A 16,113-nucleotide genomic window follows, 5' to 3' on the forward strand; every position below is an offset into this window, starting at 1 on the left:
CGTGGAGAGTTTTATGCTGTTTCCCCGGGTCACCCGACCAACACTGATTTTATCGGCCCTCGTGAGTCTGACGTTCCTCGCGATTGAATCGGAAGCCTGCACGAGATTCGTCTTCCTCGGCGATAACAATCAGGTGGTGGTCGCCCGCTCCATGGACTGGGCCGAAGACCCGCACACCGAGATCTACTCGCTTCCGCGCGGCATGAAGCGGAACGGAGCCGCGGGCAAGAACTCTCTGGAGTGGACCAGCAAATACGGCAGCGTGATCTGCTCCTTCTACGATGCCGCCTCGGTCGACGGCATGAACGAAAAGGGGCTTGTGGCCAACACCCTGTATCTGGTGGAATCCAATTACGGAAAGCCGGATGGAAGCAAGCCGCTGCTCTCGATCGGCGCCTGGGCACAATACGCACTCGACAATTTTGCCACAGTCGATGAAGCGGTCGCCGCTCTGGAAAAAGAGCCGTTTCGCATCGCGGCCCCGATCCTCCCCAACGGCGATCCGGCACAGGGTCACCTCGCAATCTCTGACCCGAGCGGCGACTCCGCCATCTTTGAATACATTGACGGAAAACTGCACATCCATCACGGTCGCCAGTACCAGGTGATGACCAACTCACCCGCTTACGAAGAACAGCTGGCCCTCACGACCTACTGGAATGACATCGGCGGCTTCACGATGCTGCCGGGAACGAACCGGGCGGCAGACCGCTTTGTGCGGGCTTCCTTCTACCTCACGGTGCTGCCGACAGATGTCGACCTCAATCGGGCAATCGCTTCGGTCGCCAGTCTGATCCGCAGCGTCTCGGTGCCACTGGGGATCACCACTCCCGGTGAGCCGAACATCGCCAGCACGATGTGGCGGACAATCCACGACCAGAAGAACAAAGTCGTCTACTTCGACTCCGCCTCCAGCCCGACCGTGTTCTGGGTCCCGCTCGACGAACTGGACTTCAGTGAAAATGCTCCCGTGAAGAAGCTCGCCCTCAAGGGGGGCAAAACCTATCAGGGAAGCACCTCCAGCCATTTCAATGAAGCCAAGATGTTTGAGTTCCTCCCCTGGAAAGAGTAACGACACCGCAACGGCGATCACTGCCGTGAGATGCGGACTCGCCTGATGATGGAAATCAGGACGACATTCCAATACGTTCAGGGTGCCGTTTACACGAGCGGCACCCTTTTTTTCTTCCTGTGATGGTGATCACTCATCACCACGGACAGGCCACGCCTCGCACGAGAATCGCCGCATGAAACGGATCCTGATTCAACTGGATACAGACCCCCTGCCATCCTCCTTCGACAGGGTCGTCGCCATCGATGCCGGCGTTGACGAACTGCTGAGCTATGGGGGGATCACGGTGGAAAACGTGGAGCCACTGGTCCACGGAGCCATCTTCACCCGCGCCCCGGCGGCACTCAAAGAGACGGCGATCTTCATCGGCGGGAGCAATGTTCAGGCGGCAGAGAAAGTTCTCTCCAAGGTTGAGCAGACCTTCTTCGGACCGATGCGTGTTTCCGTACTGCTCGATGCCAACGGCTCGGACACGACCGCTGCGGCCGCCGTTCGCTGTGCCTCCCGGCATCTCCCGCTGAAAGGGGCGGAGGCGCTGGTACTCGGCGGAACCGGTCCGGTCGGTCAACGAACGGCTCAGATCCTCGCGTTGCAGGGAGCTGCCGTGCGGGTCGCCTCGCGGACTCTCAAACGGGCGGAAGAGGTGGCAGCTTCGTTACGCGCCAAAGTCGAAGGAGCCAAGATCACCCCATGCGACATTTCCGACGACGGGCTGGCAGCGGCAGTCGACGACGTCCAGCTGATCGTCTCCTCCGGGGCAGCTGGAGTGCAGTTCCTGCGAACGGATGAATGGGCCAGCATTGCCACGCTGCAGGTGGTGATTGACCTGAATGCCGTCCCTCCGCCGGGACTGGAAGGGATCGCCGTCACCGATCAGGGGACCGAGCGGAACGGCAAGCATTGCTATGGTGCTATCGGCGTCGGCGGACTGAAAATGAAGGTGCACAAAGCAGCTATCGAAAAGCTGTTCACCGCCAACGATCAGCTGCTCGACACGGCGGCAATTTACGCCATCGCCGAACAGCTTGGTTAGCGCGCAGCGGGCTCCCCTCAATCGTGGAGCTCACTGCGAGATCATGCGACGAGGCCATCGGGCATCAGGAAACCAGTCGCACAGCGTCACCGACGTCGACGGTCCCTTCATAGATCGCCCGACCGGTAATGACACCGATGAGATTCGGCTCCGCCTGAGCAATTTCGTGCAGTTTGCGGATATCTTCCATGGTGGTCACCCCCCCGGAGGCGATCACTTTCAGTCCCATTTGGGCCAGCTCACGGAAGTCGTTCAGCGTGCCGTCATCGATCCCCTGCATCATCCCGTCGTTGGCGATGTTCGTATAGATCACCGCCGCGAGCGGAAGACCGACATGCTGGCGAGCCAGTTCCAGCGCCGAGGTCTGTGACACCTCCAGCCAGCCTTCCGTGGCGACCATGGAATTGCGGGCGTCGAGCCCCAGACAGACCCGACCGGGAAAACGCTGAACAATCTGCCGGAACCATTCCGGCTGCTTAAGCGCCTGCGTCCCGATAATCACGCGATCCAGGCCAATTTCCTCCAGCAGGAGTCGAACGGTCTCTTCCGTGCGGATGCCGCCCCCCAGCTGACAGGGAATCCGCAGAGTCTGTACTACCTGGCGGATGACATCCAGATTGACCGGGTGCCCGGCTTTCGCGCCGTCGAGATCGACCAGATGCAGCCGATGCCCCCCCGTCTGTTCCCAGCGGACCGCCATCGCCACCGGGTCATCCCCGAAAATGGTCTCCTGTGCGTAGTCACCCTGCCGCAGCCGGACACATTTCCCGTTTCTCAGATCAATTGCAGGCAGGATTTCCATCAGTCGCTTTACAGTTTCATTCAAAAGTCTGGATGTTCGGCGGCAGTTGGTCGGCGCCGCAGCGGGGACCTGTTGTAGCCGATTCGCCACACGAATCGAAATCGTGCGGCGAAAATCGAGGCAGGAATCAGATCGACAATCGAACCTCGATACGGAAGACGCCAGCGGAGGGACGTCGTCAGGACCACTGCTATTCCGTATCGGCCGCCCGGATCAGCTGCGTGATATAGTCACGCACACCGACCGCGTCCACGCGGGTCAGGACGTCGATATTCGGTTGTCGCTGCGCACTGCTGCGACGGTCGAATACGCTCATCCCCCGGGTCAGCTCGCCGGCCACTTCCACGTCGATCCGCATCGGTGTGCGCTCAAACAGCCGCGAGCGGGAGACCGCGGCCAATGCCACCAGCTCGGGGAGCACGAGTCCTTCCTGCCCCAGTTGTATCCGGCTCTCACGCAGCATGTAGGGGAGTGTCTTGCTGAGAAACTGCCCCAGCCGCGAAAACTCATCGATCTTCAGCGCGTCGAACTGATCGAAGGAGAGTCCCAGTTTGCATCCGGTATCGAGCGGGACGAGGGTTTTGGTGGCCGGATAGGTCAGCACGCTGCGGGCCGCTTCCGGATCGGCAAACAGGTTGAACTCCGCGGCGGCACTCGCGTTTCCCCCCACAGAAACAGAGCCTCCAAGAGAGACCAATCCTTTCAGTTCCTGAAGGAACTCCGGATGCCGCTCCTGCGCGAGCTGCACATTGGTCAGCGGTCCCAGCGTCAGCAGGACCAGTTCATTGGGCCACTCCCGAACGAGATCGGACATGAGCTTGGCGGAGTCGGTCGGCTGATGCGGCGGAGCTTCGATGATTTCGCATTCCGCCAGCCCGTGGACTCCATCACGCGCCAACAGTCCACATCGCTCCGGGCTCTCGGGCATGCCGGCAGCGGGAGCGGAACTCCATCCCAGTCGTGGCCAGCGTGGCGGATCGATCATCGAGACGACGGTCTGCAGATTCCGGAACGCCTGCTCTCCGGAGCAACGGCCCCCGCAGGCGGTGACAGCGATGACATCCAGCTCGGGATCGCAGAGAGCAAAAGCAATGGCCAGCGCGTCGCCGACGCCCGGATCAGCGTCGATGATTAGTTTCTGTGCGGGCATCGTCCCTCCGCTTGTTCATCCCGATTGGCCGACAACATGCGTCTTCCGATCGCTCGCTCCCCGAGCAGACCAGAACACTCAGACGTCGCGAGGCATCTTCGCCAACTCTGCCGTCCCGATTCCCTCCGGCAATTGCCACGGAGAACGGGTCTCTGAACGCAGCCAGGTGTTCGCGGCGGCGTCGTCCCCAAATGATCTCGTTGCGGGATCAAACTCAACCTGCCGTCCGAGTCGATAAGCGATGTTCCCCAGATGACACATCGCCATACTCGCCTCACCGATCGACAGATCCGCCTGCGGAGCCCGGCGGGTTCTCAGACAGTTGATCCAGTCGCGCAGATGAGACTGGCGGATGTCTGATGCATCGCCATACAGGCCGGGGCGACCGTCGTAGACTTTCCAGCCACTCCGGTCGACGATCAGTGTTCCCGCTTCCCCGTAAAACGCAACTCCCGCCGTACGCCCCTCAATCCCGCGGCCGCTCCACTGCCGGTGCTCCCACGTCACGTCGACGTCGGGAAACTCGAAGTGGACCTGCAGTGTGTCCGGCGTCTGCCGATCATCGCCAAAGCTGCGCACGCCTCCATAGGCAGCCACGCGGGTCGGCAAGTCGAGATTCAAGCCCCAGCGAACAACGTCCAGCAACTGGACTCCCCAGAGTCCGAGTTCACCGGAGCCGTAGTCCCAGAACCAAGGCCAGTTGTGATGGAACCGATTGGCCTGAAAGGGATGGTCGGGAGCGGGGCCGAGCCACCGCTGATAGTCGACTCCCAGTGGAGGGGCTGTCTGTGAAGCCCGGCCGATCGGTCGACGACGATGAGTGGCCCACGCCTTCGCCAGGTGAACGCGCCCGAGCTCGCCCTGTTGGAGCAAGGCGACCGCGGATTGAAAGTGAGCACCACTCCGCTGCGGCAACCCGGTCTGAACAATCCTGCCGGTCTGACGGGCGACCTGCAGAATCGCTTCGCCTTCACGAATGGTATGAGCGACTGGTTGTTCGAGGTAAAGATCTTTGCCGGCGCGACAGGCGTCGATCGCCATGCGGGCATGCCAATGGTCCGGCGTCGCGACGACCACCGCATCGATCCCCGCCCGATCGAGAAGTTGCTCATGAGCGGTCAGTGCGACCGGCCGTTCGCCGGTCTGTAAATACAGTTCATGCTGCAAGAGCGCCAGCGCCTTGGCGTCCACATCGCAAATCGACTGCAGGACGACATCCGGAAACGCGGCCAGTTGCTGCGCCAGTTCGCGCCCCTGCTCACCGGCTCCGATCAATCCAATCTGCAGCTTGTCATTGGGACCGATCGTCCCGGATGCGGCAGCGCCCAGACTCAGAACTCCCGCAGCAGCCCCTGCTGCATTTCTGGCGCTATTGCCCAGAAACTGCCGACGATTCAAATCGGTCTGGTGAGATTGGGGAGCTGACATGAGCTTTTCGAAAACTCCCACCGGGCGGGGGATGAAGGCGCGATTGCTTCACGCGGGAAGGAACAAAAACAGCGGCTGCGGGGAGGTCAAACCGCACCTCATTCTACCAAGGCGATTTGCATTCGTGCACTGATTTATCGGAAATCGAGGGAATCAGCGAGGGAGCTATGCACGGCCCCCACCCCAGGGAATTCTGCTCCACTCTCCCGGAAACCCCGGTGTTTTGCCTGGTCACACGCCCCTTGTCGCCAGGTGAGGCATTCAAAAAACAACACCCGGCAGGAACCGGGTGTTGCGCATCAACAGGTTATCAGGATCGATCCGATTGTTACGATTTCTTCTCGAATTCGGCATCGATCACATCATCATCACCCGAATTCGACGCGGTGGCACCGGCATCTGCTCCGCCGCCCGCCTGGTTGGCAGCTTCGTAGATGTGCTTGCTGAGGGCATGAGTCGCGTGCTGCAGGTTTTCAAGGGCCGACTTGATTGCGGCCACATCGGTCCCCTGCTCGGCTTCCCGCACCTTCTGCACCGCAGCTTCCACGGCGGACTTCGCCGACGCATCGAGTTTCGCTTCGTGCTCCTTGAGGAGTTTCTCGGTCTGATAGACCTCGTTCGAAGCGCGGTTCTTGGTTTCGGCCAGTTCCTTCCGCTGCTTGTCTTCCGCAGCGTGGGACTCGGCATCCTTTCGCATCTTCTCGATGTCGGCGTCCGACAGTCCGCTGGACTGCTGGATCATGACCTTATGCTGCTTGCCGGAAGATTTGTCCTTGGCCGAGACGTTGAGAATCCCGTTGACATCGATATCGAAGGTGACTTCGATCTGCGGGACTCCCCGGGGTGCCGGCGGAATTCCTTCCAGATTGAACTGATCCAGCAGACGGTTATCGCCGGCCATCGGACGTTCACCCTGGAACACACGCACCGTCACGGCGGTCTGTCCATCGGCAGCGGTGGAGAACGTTTCCGACTTGGTCACGGGAATCGTGGTGTTCCGCTCGATGAGGGGAGTCATCACCCCCCCTTCGGTTTCAATTCCCAACGAGAGCGGAGTCACGTCGAGCAGGACCACATCCTTCACGTCTCCCGCGAGGATGGCTCCCTGGATGGCCGCGCCAATCGAGACGACTTCGTCCGGGTTCACCCCCTTGTGAGGCTCTTTTCCCTGGAAGATCTTCTTGACGAATTCCTGAACGGACGGAACGCGTGTCGAGCCCCCGACGAGGACCACTTCATCCACTTCTTTCGGCGACAGCTTGGCGTCCGACAGCGCCTGTTCCACAGGCTTCCGGCAGCGTTCCACCAGCGGATCAATCAGTCGTTCAAACTGGGAACGGCTGATATTGAGCTGCAGGTGCTTCGCCTCGTAGATGAACGGAAGATTGATTTCCGTACTCTGCAGGGAAGAAAGTTCTTTCTTCGCCTTTTCACAGGCTTCGCGGAGCCGCTGAAGCGCCATGGGCTGCTTGCGCAGGTCGATCTTCTGCTCTTTCTCGAATTCGTCGGCAACGTAATTGATCAGCTTCTCATCGAAGTCGTCCCCCCCAAGGTGGGTGTCGCCGTTCGTGGAAAGCACCTCGACCGAACCTTCTTCGACTTCAAGGACGGAAACGTCGAACGTTCCTCCGCCAAGGTCGAACACGGTAATCTTCTCGTCTTTCTTCTTTTCCAGACCGTAAGCCAGGGCGGCTGCGGTCGGCTCGTTGATAATTCGGGCGACTTCGAGACCGGCGATCTGACCGGCATCCTTGGTGGCCTGACGCTGCGCGTCGTTAAAGTACGCCGGAACGGTAATCACAGCCTTGTTCACCCGGTGGCCGAGATAGCTTTCCGCAGCATCTTTCAACTTCAGCAGGATCTTGGCGGAAATTTCCGGCGGCGTGTACTGCTTGCCGTTCACTTCCACTTTGACATACTCATTAGTGCCCCCCACGATTTTGTAGGGGACAATCTTCTCTTCCGACTGCACTTCATTGTGGCGACGCCCCATGAACCGCTTGATCGAATAGATCGTGTTCTGCGGGTTGGTGATCGCCTGCCGCTTGGCGGGCTCGCCGACGAGAACCTCGCCCTTGTCATTAAATGCCACGACACTGGGGGTGGTCCGTGCACCTTCCTGATTGGGGATGACTTTGACTTCCCCCCCTTCCATAACGGAAACGACGGAGTTCGTGGTCCCCAAGTCGATTCCGATGATTTTTTCTGAAACGGCCATTGATAGCTCCTGAACCGAAACTGGCTGACTGCAAACTGAGACCCGCGAATTGCATGGCAAAGCCACGAGGGGGTCGCTCCCCCTAGGGCAAATGGCGCGCCATTTTCAGCGGCCTCAAAAATTGAACGTTACCAATTTCGTAGAAACGACTTACAGACATTAGCCCGCACGTGAACACCGCCACTTTGGCACGCCTATTCAGGGCTCCCGCCAACCTTGCCCCTGCCAGTTTTGCAGTATCCTCGTGAACGGCCTGATGAAGCACTGGTCGACCCGCAACCAGCACGATTGATGCATTTTGCGTCACCGCTAGATTCCCTATCTTGCAAAATTACGTAATTTCGCAACATTTTTTCCATTCGCCCCCAGATTTTTGGCCAATATTCTGGAGTGCCTAGAATGAAAAAGCGTTTTTTTTCGTTCTGGCCCTGAATTCGCTAAAGATTTTTGGATCCTGGAGCCGGCGATTCCCGTCTAAGAATGTGGACGACGCTGTCCAGAAACTCGCATACAGCAATAGTCACGGAGGAAGAAATGCTGGTCTTAACTCGCAAAGTGGGCGAATCCATCATGCTGGGGGACAATGTCATGTTGACAGTCTCCCGGATTTCCGGAAACCGGGTTCGAATCTCGATCGAAGCCCCGCGCGAATGTGCGATCAACCGCTCTGAATGCGCTGAGGCGAAGGCTGGCCAGAAAAAGCTGTCCGCCGCACCTGTTCCCGTCGCCGCCCGTTAATCTGCTCCTGCCATTGCGGTGCTGCGGAAGAATTCCGCGTTGTGGGGGTGAGGAGCGTCTCGATCGGTCACACTGCGTCGGTAGGCGACCGGGGGCATCTTCCGTCCAGCCTGCTCCGATGAGGTTGGGCATGGTCGGAGCGAAGCTGATCGAGAGGTCAGGAAGTCGACTGGGCCACACTTGGCGAGTGTGGCAGGGATGTCGTCGGATCCATTGCTGCTCCTGCAGTCAGGCTGGAAGCACCGCTCTCCCGACACGGTGAGCGTTTTCCTTGGGCATCTTGTGGTGAAATTGCCCCGTCCTCACGACTCGGAGGTCAGCATTTTCACCAGACGAAATGCTTGCTGCGCAGCCACGGGACAGGGACCAAGTGCACTCAGGCTTATAGTCTGCAACCGTATCGCATCGTTGAATTGACAGCGGGAACGCGAAATTTTGTCGGCTCACATTGGTCCGCCCCCAGAGTTGTCTCTGCCTGCGCAAGGATCGCTCGGTTGGCTAGACCCGAACAGGGCGGACCTCCTCCTGGTTGGCAAACCACTCTCCAACGGCGACCACTCTCCCGACGTATGCACTGCCATCGTTTCAGTCAAAAACAGCGTGCAGAGAACGGCGGTGCAGTGTGACCATCCATTCCGGGAAATGGCGAGTCTTCTGGCTTGCCTGTTGGGCAGGCCTGATTTTTGGCACCTCGTGCACCGTCATCACCACCGATCAACTGTTCGCACTGGTCGGAGCGGTCGCGGGCGAGGGGGCAGCCGAACGATTTCAGATCTTTTGGGGAATCGTCTGGTTCAGCGTCGTCAAAGGCTGGCACGTCACCGAGTTCCTCATCCTGACACTCCTCCTGCAGCTCACTCTGCACCATTTTCGTCCCCGAGCCCGGGCGAGAAATCTTCTGATCGCAGCAGGCTGTGCGCTGGTCTATGCAATGACCGATGAATACCACCAGTCGTTCATCCCCGACCGGATGGGACGATCTGGGACGTCCTGATTGACAGTCTTGGTGTCGGTCTGGCAACCTCCTGGGGACTGGCGCGGGAACGCCGCCGTCGCCTGACAGAAACCGACGGTCCGTTGACGTCGACATTGAAGCTCCTGGAATCGGAGACCTGAAGTTCCATGCCCGCCATCCTCGCGCTCGATCAAGGAACCACCTCCAGCCGTTCGATCCTCTTCGATGAGCAGGGCCTTCCACTGCATCTGTCACAGCAGGAGTTTCCCCAGCAATTTCCCCAGCCGGGGCATGTGGAGCATGATCCGGAAGAGATCTGGTCCTCGCAGTTGAACACCGCCAAAAAAGTGCTCGGCCAGATCGCCCCCTCGGAAGTCGCCGCCATCGGAATTACCAATCAGCGTGAGACGATCGTTCTCTGGGATCGCCAGACCGGCAAACCGCTCGCGAATGCGATGGTCTGGCAAAGCCGCCTGACCGCCCCCCGCTGCGAGCAGTTGATTGCCGACGGACATCAGAATCTGATCCGGCAGAAAACCGGGCTGGTGATCGACGCCTACTTCTCCGCCACGAAGATCGAGCACCTTCTCAAGACCCTTTCCGGGGCGCGTGAACGGGCAGCGAGGGGAGAGGTCTTGTGCGGCACCATCGACACATTCCTCATCTGGCGACTGACGGGAGGACGGGTTCACGCCACCGACGTCAGCAATGCCAGCCGGACCATGCTGTTCAACATTCATACTCTCGACTGGGATGAGGAACTCCTCAAGCTGTTCAACATTCCTCGCCAGATGCTGCCGGAAATCCGATCGAACAGCGAAATCTACGGAGAGACGTCTCCCGAACTCTTCGGACGCCCGATTCCGATCAGTGGCTGCATCGGCGATCAACAGGGAGCCACGTTCGGGCAGGCCTGTTTCGAGCCCGGAAATGCAAAGAACACTTACGGCACCGGCTGCTTCATGTTGATGAACACCGGCTCAAAGCCTCATTCCTCGGAGAATGGCCTGCTCACCACGGTCGGCTGGAAAGTCGGCAATGAAGTCACTTATTGCCTGGAGGGGTCGGTCTTCATTGCCGGGGCTGCAGTCCAGTGGCTGCGGGATGGCCTGAAGCTGATCGAGACATCCGAAGAGATTGAACCGCTGGCCAATTCCGTTCCCGATGCCGGTGGAATTTATTTCGTCCCGGCGTTCGTCGGCCTGGGAACCCCTTATTGGGATCCCAATGTCCGGGGGACGCTCGTCGGACTCACACGCGGGACCACCGCCGCCCATTTCGCCCGAGCGGCAGTGGACGCGATGGCGTATCAGACGATGGACGTGCTGCGCATCATGCAGAGTGACGCCGGCATTCCGCTCACGACGCTGAAAGTCGATGGGGGGGCCTCGGTAAACGACTCCCTGCTGCAGTTTCAGGCCGATCTCCTCAACGTCCGCGTACAACGTCCGCGCGTGGCGGAAACCACCGCTCTGGGAGCGGCCTATCTGGCGGGACTGGCCGTCGGCCTGTGGGACAGCCAGACAGCGATCGCCGCCCACTGGGCACTCGATCGCGAATTCGAGCCGGAGATGTCAGCCTCCCGGCGAGAGGAACTCGCACGGGGTTGGGGCCGAGCCGTGCAGGCTGCCCGCAGCTTTGCCGAGTGAGTCACGCGTGCATTCGCAACGAGTTCTCGTTCCTCGCCAAATGTCGGGCGCCAATCCACCTCCGAAGGCTCTATTCCGCCTGGAACCGTGTGACGGTCTCTCCATCCCCCATCAGCACTTCATCTGCCAATCCGAGAAACAGCCCGTGCTCGACAACGCCGGGAAGCGTCGCCAGTTCCGCAGCCAATTCCTCAGGCTGAGCGACGACCGGCAAATGCAGGTCAATAATATAGTGCCCTTCGTCAGACAGAAACGGATCACCTGCTGAGGTCCGTCGAAGACGGGGGTGCAGATCCATTCTTTCGAACCGAGTCATGAGCGGAGCCGTCCCGAAGGGAACAACTTCGACCGGGACCGGAAAGCCGGAGAGGGGATTCGAGCGTTTGGCTGCGTCCGCGATAATCAGCACCCGGGCGGAGGCAGCCGCGACGATTTTTTCCCGGAGCAGTGCCCCTCCTCCTCCCTTGATGAGATTCAACTGGTCGTCAAACCGGTCGGCCCCATCAATCGTCAGATCGATCGCAGGCGACGAATTGAGATCGGTCAGTTTGATACCGGCCTCGATCGCCAGCAAACGGGATTTTTCCGAGGTGGGGATGCCAAGAATCGACAGCCCTCCCGCCACGCGACGGCCAATCCCCTCAATCGCGAATCCTGCGGTGGCACCGCTTCCCAAGCCGACAATCATTCCGTCACGGATCTGTTCGACCGCTGCCTCGGCAGCGTTCTTCCGTTCCTGATTCCGATCTACCGTTTGCATGAACAATTTCACCACTCGGGAAGTCGGGGCGGGCGGCCGGAGATCAGACGCCACTCCCCTGGAGGTTGAAAACCCGCAATAAAGCGACTTTTTTTCTTATGGAGCAGTTCCAATCCCAGACTATAACACAGGAAGGGATTTTGTCCGTCCTCGCCAGACCCGCTATTGAGGAACTTGCTCATGAGTACCCGTCTGTCTCAGCGCCTCTTCCAGGCGACCCTCGGAGCAGCCTTGCTGCTGCTTCCTCAGGGAACTCGAGTCTTCGCTCAGGAAGACTTTCAGGCCCTGGTGAAGCAGCTGGAAGCTGAAAAGCCGAAGTTTGCGGAACGTCAACAAAAACTTCTGAACGAACGCTATGACCTGTCTGACCGACCGGGGGACACAAAGATGTCTCGCGGTAAACCGGTGCAGACGGGGGTGAGGGTCAAGTTGCCTGCTGGCCAGACGTGGGACTCTCTCAGCAACATGTCCCCCGCCGAGATCAAAGAAAAAGACTTGTGGCCGGCCGGATTCTATCCCCTGCCCCATCCCCACCATGAAGCGGGGGGCATGGTCTTTCCGAAGCCGCAGATCGAGGGAATTCTTAAGCAGGACCGTCGTGACCTCACCCGATTCGACCTGGATCACGACCTCCCCCTGCACTTCATTCCCGAACTCCCCGCCCCGATCTATCTGACCACCCGGCCTGATCTGGGCGACGTCTCCAAAGGCCAGCTGGTAACGATCGACAACTACTACGAGTTGTTCAAAGACTGCCTGAACCCCAAACAACTCGACGGCTTACGTCTGCTGTTGACTCCCTTCCCGCAGCAGCAGTTCAACGCCACGGATGATCGCCGCAGCCTGCACGCCTCGCTGGGGGTCGCCTGCTTCGATTGCCATTCCAACGGCCACACCAACGCGGCCACGCACACCGTCGGTGACATTCGTCCCAACGAACACCGGCACCGCATCGATACCCCCACGTTGCGGGGAGTCAACATTCAGCGTCTGTTCGGGTCTCAACGGGCACTGAAAACAGTGGAGGATTTCACCGAATTTGAACAGCGGGCCGCCTACTTCGATGGCGACATCACCACCGCCGCGAAGAAAGGGATCAACCCGCTGGAACGGGGGAGCCAGGTGCAGTTCATGGCAGAATTCCAGGAACTGCTCGACTTCCCCCCCGCCCCCAAGCTGAATGTGTTCGGGAAACTCGACCCCGCCAAGGCGACCCCCGCCGAACTGCGGGGACAGGAGCTGTTTTTCGGAAAGGCCCAGTGTGCCACGTGCCATACTCCCCCATATTACACCGACAACCTGATGCATAACCTGAAGGTGGAACGATTCTTCAAAGAGAAGATGATCAACGGTCGTCTCGCCTCCGCCGATGGCCCGATCAAAACCTTCCCGTTGCGGGGCATCAAGGACAGCCCGCCGTACCTGCATGATGATCGTCTGCTGACACTCGACGACACGGTCGAGTTCTTCAACCTCGTGCTCGAGCTGAAGTTGAACACGCAGGAAAAAGCCGATCTTGTCGCCTTCATGAAGGCGCTCTGATCTGCCGACGCGGCTCACCAGGCCCGTGTCGATCTGATGTGGATTGCCACGAAAACAGGGGCGGTCGCCGGAACGCGGTCGCCCCTGTTGACGTTGATGGAATGGAGCTGATCCAGATCCTGGAGCATTTTGAACGCTGATGCCCCCGTTCTCGCCACGCGGAAGTCCCCATTTCACCTGGCGAGACGCTGGCTGCGCGGGCACTGGAAAGGACAACCTGCTCGAAACGTTCTAACGGGGAGTCACCACCACCGCGGTTCCATAACACAACACTTCGGTCGCTGACCCCTTGCTGACGACTTCGGATGCATCGTAGCGCAGGCCGACGATGGCATTGGCCCCCAGCTCCTGAGCATGTTCAATCAGCAGCTGATAGGCATGTTCCCGGGCCTGTTCGCACATCTCGGTGTAGGCGCCAATCCGGCCACCGATGATGTTCTTCAGCCCCCCGATAATCCCCTGCGCGATCGTAGGAGATCGAACAGTGATCCCCCTCACGACGCCCTTGTATTCCTCAATCCGGTAGCCCCCGATGTCGAGCGTGGTCGTCACAAACATCGCAGATCCTCTCCAAGGGTATGATGAGCCGGGAGCAAACCAATCAGGAACGGCTTGATTGTGAAAAAGTCGATCCCCATCCCACAAGTCGCTCCCTCGTGAATTCCGGTCGGGGTTGCTGCTGCGTGTCCCCGTGCAGCGGTTGTCTGATTGACGAGTCGCACAACTCCACGCGGCATGTCCGGGGGGACCAACAATCAAGAGGCTCCCCGCCCCTCCGGAGGGAGTCGTGGGCGCAGCAGGCATTGCGAGGGGGCTCCGGTTGTTTCCCCGCCAGTCCCCTGTAGACTGGCAGCCCGGGACATGCCGTCCCGATTGACGGAGAACCGGATGTCGCTGCTGAGTTTGCGTGGGGTCACCTTTACATGGAGCGGACCCGCATTGCTGGAAGAGGTCAGTCTGGAGATCGAGCGGGGAGAGCGGATCGGCCTGCTCGGCCGGAACGGGACTGGCAAATCGACCCTGATGAAGATGCTCGCGGGAGAACTCGCGCCCGATGACGGTGTGATCAAACCGGCTGCGAACATCAAGATCGCACGGCTGGTGCAGGAAGTCCCCGACAGCAGTTCGCAGCTCAGCGTGGCACAACTCGTCGCGCAGGGACTCGGTGCCGACGAGCATCCGGCCGAAGCCTGGAAGACTGAACAGGCGGTGGAACAGGTGCTCGCGCGCATGGGACTGCAAAGCGAACAGTCCTTCGACACGCTCTCTTCCGGGATGAAGCGCCGCGCTCTGCTGGCACAAGCGCTGGTACAGTCTCCCGACATTCTGCTGCTCGACGAGCCGACCAACCATCTCGATGTCGATTCCATTACCTGGCTGGAAGGATTTCTGCAGTCGTACGAGGGGACACTCGTCTTCATCACGCACGACCGGACGTTTCTTCAATCGCTGGCCACACGCATTCTGGAGATTGATCGGGGCAAGCTGTTCGACTGGACCTGCGACTATGAAACTTTTCTGAAGCGCAAGCAGGCACAGCTCGATGCCGAAGAAAAGCAGAATGCGCTGTTCGATAAACGACTCGCGGAAGAAGAAGTCTGGATCCGTCAGGGAATCAAGGCGCGACGCACCCGCAACGAGGGGCGTGTCCGAGCTCTGAAGGCGATGCGCGAAGAACGAAGCCAGCGTCGTAACAAAATCGGGAATGTCCGGATGCAGGCAGGTGAAGCAGACCGCTCCGGACATCTGGTAATGGAGGCGAAAGGAGTCGGTTTCAGCTATGGCGATCGACTGATCCTGCAGAATTTCTCCACCATCATCACACGGGGCGACAAGGTGGGGATTATCGGCCCCAACGGAGCGGGCAAAAGCACGCTGCTGAAACTGATTCTGGGAACTCATCAACCGACGAGTGGCAGTATCCGGCATGGAACCAATCTGCAGGTGATCTACTTCGATCAGCTGCGTGAGCAGATCGATGAAGAAAAGACCGTCGTCGAGAACGTCGGCGAAGGTCAGGAAACGCTGCAGATTCAGGGGCAGTCGCGGCACATCTACGGCTACCTGCAGGACTTTCTGTTTTCTCCCGAGCGAGCCCGTCGACCCGCGCGGTATCTGTCGGGGGGAGAACGGAACCGAATGCTGCTGGCGAGAATTTTCAAACGCCCCTCGAATGTGATGGTTCTCGATGAACCGACAAACGACCTCGACGCGGAAACGCTGGAGCTGCTCGAAGAGTTGATCAGCTCCTACGCGGGAACCGTGCTCCTCGTCAGTCACGATCGAACGTTCCTGAACAATCTCGTGACCAGCACGATTGTTCTGTCGGGCGATGGAACCGTCAGGGAATATGATGGGGGCTACGACGACTACATCCGCCAGCGGGATGCGGCTGCGAAGTCAGAGTCTCCCACACCTGCGGTGACAGCCAAACCGGCCACCGCCGCTCCCCCGACCGCGCCGAAGAACAAACTCAGCTTCAAGGAGCGCAAAGAACTCGAGCAACTCCCCGAGCGGATTGAAGAACTGGAAAACGAGAGCAGCCAGATTCACGAGAAAATGGCCTCGCCGACGTTCTTCAAGCAGCCTCCCCGGGAGATTGCCCTGGTCAACCAACGGCTGGAGGAGATCACGGCCAATCTGCAGAAGCTCTACGCCCGCTGGGAAGATCTGGCCGCCCGCGAGTCGGACTGAACGACTGACTCCGAACAGAGACACGGACACGAAACCCTGATCGCTGACAGGCTCAACGTCTGTCGCCGCCTC

At 59.4% G+C, this 16,113-nt stretch carries 13 protein-coding genes; 7 read left to right on the plus strand and 6 right to left on the minus strand.

All coding sequences use genetic code 11. The features are described from left to right. Positions 1-13: 13 nt before the first annotated feature. Together SH664x_RS17120 and SH664x_RS17125 are read left to right on the plus strand one after the other, a co-directional pair. A complete protein-coding gene (locus SH664x_RS17120) occupies positions 14-1,072 on the plus strand; it encodes a linear amide C-N hydrolase (RefSeq protein ID WP_437202957.1) in 1,059 nt (352 codons plus the stop codon). A gap of 175 nt (positions 1,073-1,247) precedes the next feature. Further along, complete coding sequence (locus SH664x_RS17125) at positions 1,248-2,105, plus strand: NADP-dependent methylenetetrahydromethanopterin/methylenetetrahydrofolate dehydrogenase (RefSeq protein WP_437202959.1); 858 nt, start codon at positions 1,248-1,250, stop codon at positions 2,103-2,105. Positions 2,106-2,169: 64 nt separating this feature from the next. Here the strand turns inward: SH664x_RS17125 and hisA are convergent, their stop codons facing one another. The 4 genes from hisA to dnaK form a co-directional block, all read right to left on the minus strand. After that, the gene (hisA, locus tag SH664x_RS17130) at positions 2,170-2,907 is read right to left on the minus strand and encodes a 1-(5-phosphoribosyl)-5-[(5-phosphoribosylamino)methylideneamino]imidazole-4-carboxamide isomerase (RefSeq protein WP_437202960.1); all 738 of its coding nucleotides are present in this window, start codon (positions 2,905-2,907) and stop codon (positions 2,170-2,172) included. Positions 2,908-3,097: 190 nt separating this feature from the next. Next, on the minus strand, positions 3,098-4,057 hold the full coding sequence (locus SH664x_RS17135; RefSeq protein WP_437202962.1) for a nucleoside hydrolase: 960 nt from the start codon (positions 4,055-4,057) through the stop codon (positions 3,098-3,100). Positions 4,058-4,135: 78 nt separating this feature from the next. After that, positions 4,136-5,485, minus strand: a complete 1,350-nt coding sequence (locus SH664x_RS17140) for a Gfo/Idh/MocA family protein (protein ID WP_437202963.1) — start codon at positions 5,483-5,485, stop codon at positions 4,136-4,138. Between the two features lie 328 nt (positions 5,486-5,813). After that, a complete protein-coding gene (gene dnaK / locus SH664x_RS17145) occupies positions 5,814-7,703 on the minus strand; it encodes a molecular chaperone DnaK (RefSeq protein ID WP_437202964.1) in 1,890 nt (629 codons plus the stop codon). Between the two features lie 534 nt (positions 7,704-8,237). Between dnaK and SH664x_RS17150 the strand changes: the two genes are divergently transcribed. The 3 genes from SH664x_RS17150 to glpK all read left to right on the plus strand — a co-directional run bounded on the left by SH664x_RS17150 (position 8,238) and on the right by glpK (position 11,045). Further along, the gene (locus tag SH664x_RS17150) at positions 8,238-8,441 is read left to right on the plus strand and encodes a carbon storage regulator (RefSeq protein WP_437202966.1); all 204 of its coding nucleotides are present in this window, start codon (positions 8,238-8,240) and stop codon (positions 8,439-8,441) included. Between the two features lie 622 nt (positions 8,442-9,063). Continuing rightward, on the plus strand, positions 9,064-9,435 hold the full coding sequence (locus tag SH664x_RS17155; protein WP_437202967.1) for a VanZ family protein: 372 nt from the start codon (positions 9,064-9,066) through the stop codon (positions 9,433-9,435). A 128-nt stretch (positions 9,436-9,563) separates the two neighbouring features. Beyond that, on the plus strand, positions 9,564-11,045 hold the full coding sequence (gene glpK / locus SH664x_RS17160) for a glycerol kinase GlpK (protein WP_437202969.1): 1,482 nt from the start codon (positions 9,564-9,566) through the stop codon (positions 11,043-11,045). A 70-nt stretch (positions 11,046-11,115) separates the two neighbouring features. On the opposite strand, the gene rpiA is transcribed toward glpK, so the two are convergent. Next, a complete protein-coding gene (gene rpiA, locus SH664x_RS17165; RefSeq protein ID WP_437202970.1) occupies positions 11,116-11,805 on the minus strand; it encodes a ribose-5-phosphate isomerase RpiA in 690 nt (229 codons plus the stop codon). A 180-nt stretch (positions 11,806-11,985) separates the two neighbouring features. Between rpiA and SH664x_RS17170 the strand changes: the two genes are divergently transcribed. Beyond that, positions 11,986-13,347: a cytochrome B6 gene (locus tag SH664x_RS17170; RefSeq protein WP_437202971.1), complete on the plus strand. Its 1,362-nt coding sequence runs from the start codon at positions 11,986-11,988 to the stop codon at positions 13,345-13,347. Between the two features lie 231 nt (positions 13,348-13,578). Here the strand turns inward: SH664x_RS17170 and SH664x_RS17175 are convergent, their stop codons facing one another. Beyond that, positions 13,579-13,905: a YbjQ family protein gene (locus SH664x_RS17175; RefSeq protein WP_437202973.1), complete on the minus strand. Its 327-nt coding sequence runs from the start codon at positions 13,903-13,905 to the stop codon at positions 13,579-13,581. A gap of 330 nt (positions 13,906-14,235) precedes the next feature. On the opposite strand from SH664x_RS17175, the gene SH664x_RS17180 reads away from it, so the two are divergent. Beyond that, positions 14,236-16,041, plus strand: a complete 1,806-nt coding sequence (locus SH664x_RS17180) for an ATP-binding cassette domain-containing protein (protein ID WP_437202975.1) — start codon at positions 14,236-14,238, stop codon at positions 16,039-16,041. Positions 16,042-16,113 lie beyond the last annotated feature (72 nt).

The organism is Planctomicrobium aquicomposti, from assembly GCF_051466325.1.
Classification (GTDB): Bacteria; Planctomycetota; Planctomycetia; order Planctomycetales; family Planctomycetaceae; genus Planctomicrobium.

Excerpts from the sequence above, each read along its gene's own strand:
- rpiA (WP_437202970.1), bottom strand. The coding sequence starts at position 11,805 with ATGCAAACGGTAGATCGGAATCAGGAACGGAAGAACGCTGCCGAGGCA.
- glpK (WP_437202969.1), top strand. The coding sequence starts at position 9,564 with ATGCCCGCCATCCTCGCGCTCGATCAAGGAACCACCTCCAGCCGTTCG.
- SH664x_RS17170 (WP_437202971.1), top strand. The coding sequence starts at position 11,986 with ATGAGTACCCGTCTGTCTCAGCGCCTCTTCCAGGCGACCCTCGGAGCA.
- dnaK (WP_437202964.1), bottom strand. The coding sequence starts at position 7,703 with ATGGCCGTTTCAGAAAAAATCATCGGAATCGACTTGGGGACCACGAAC.
- SH664x_RS17140 (WP_437202963.1), bottom strand. The coding sequence starts at position 5,485 with ATGTCAGCTCCCCAATCTCACCAGACCGATTTGAATCGTCGGCAGTTT.
- SH664x_RS17120 (WP_437202957.1), top strand. The coding sequence starts at position 14 with ATGCTGTTTCCCCGGGTCACCCGACCAACACTGATTTTATCGGCCCTC.
- SH664x_RS17135 (WP_437202962.1), bottom strand. The coding sequence starts at position 4,057 with ATGCCCGCACAGAAACTAATCATCGACGCTGATCCGGGCGTCGGCGAC.
- SH664x_RS17150 (WP_437202966.1), top strand. The coding sequence starts at position 8,238 with ATGCTGGTCTTAACTCGCAAAGTGGGCGAATCCATCATGCTGGGGGAC.
- SH664x_RS17125 (WP_437202959.1), top strand. The coding sequence starts at position 1,248 with ATGAAACGGATCCTGATTCAACTGGATACAGACCCCCTGCCATCCTCC.
- hisA (WP_437202960.1), bottom strand. The coding sequence starts at position 2,907 with ATGGAAATCCTGCCTGCAATTGATCTGAGAAACGGGAAATGTGTCCGG.
- SH664x_RS17175 (WP_437202973.1), bottom strand. The coding sequence starts at position 13,905 with ATGTTTGTGACGACCACGCTCGACATCGGGGGCTACCGGATTGAGGAA.
- SH664x_RS17180 (WP_437202975.1), top strand. The coding sequence starts at position 14,236 with ATGTCGCTGCTGAGTTTGCGTGGGGTCACCTTTACATGGAGCGGACCC.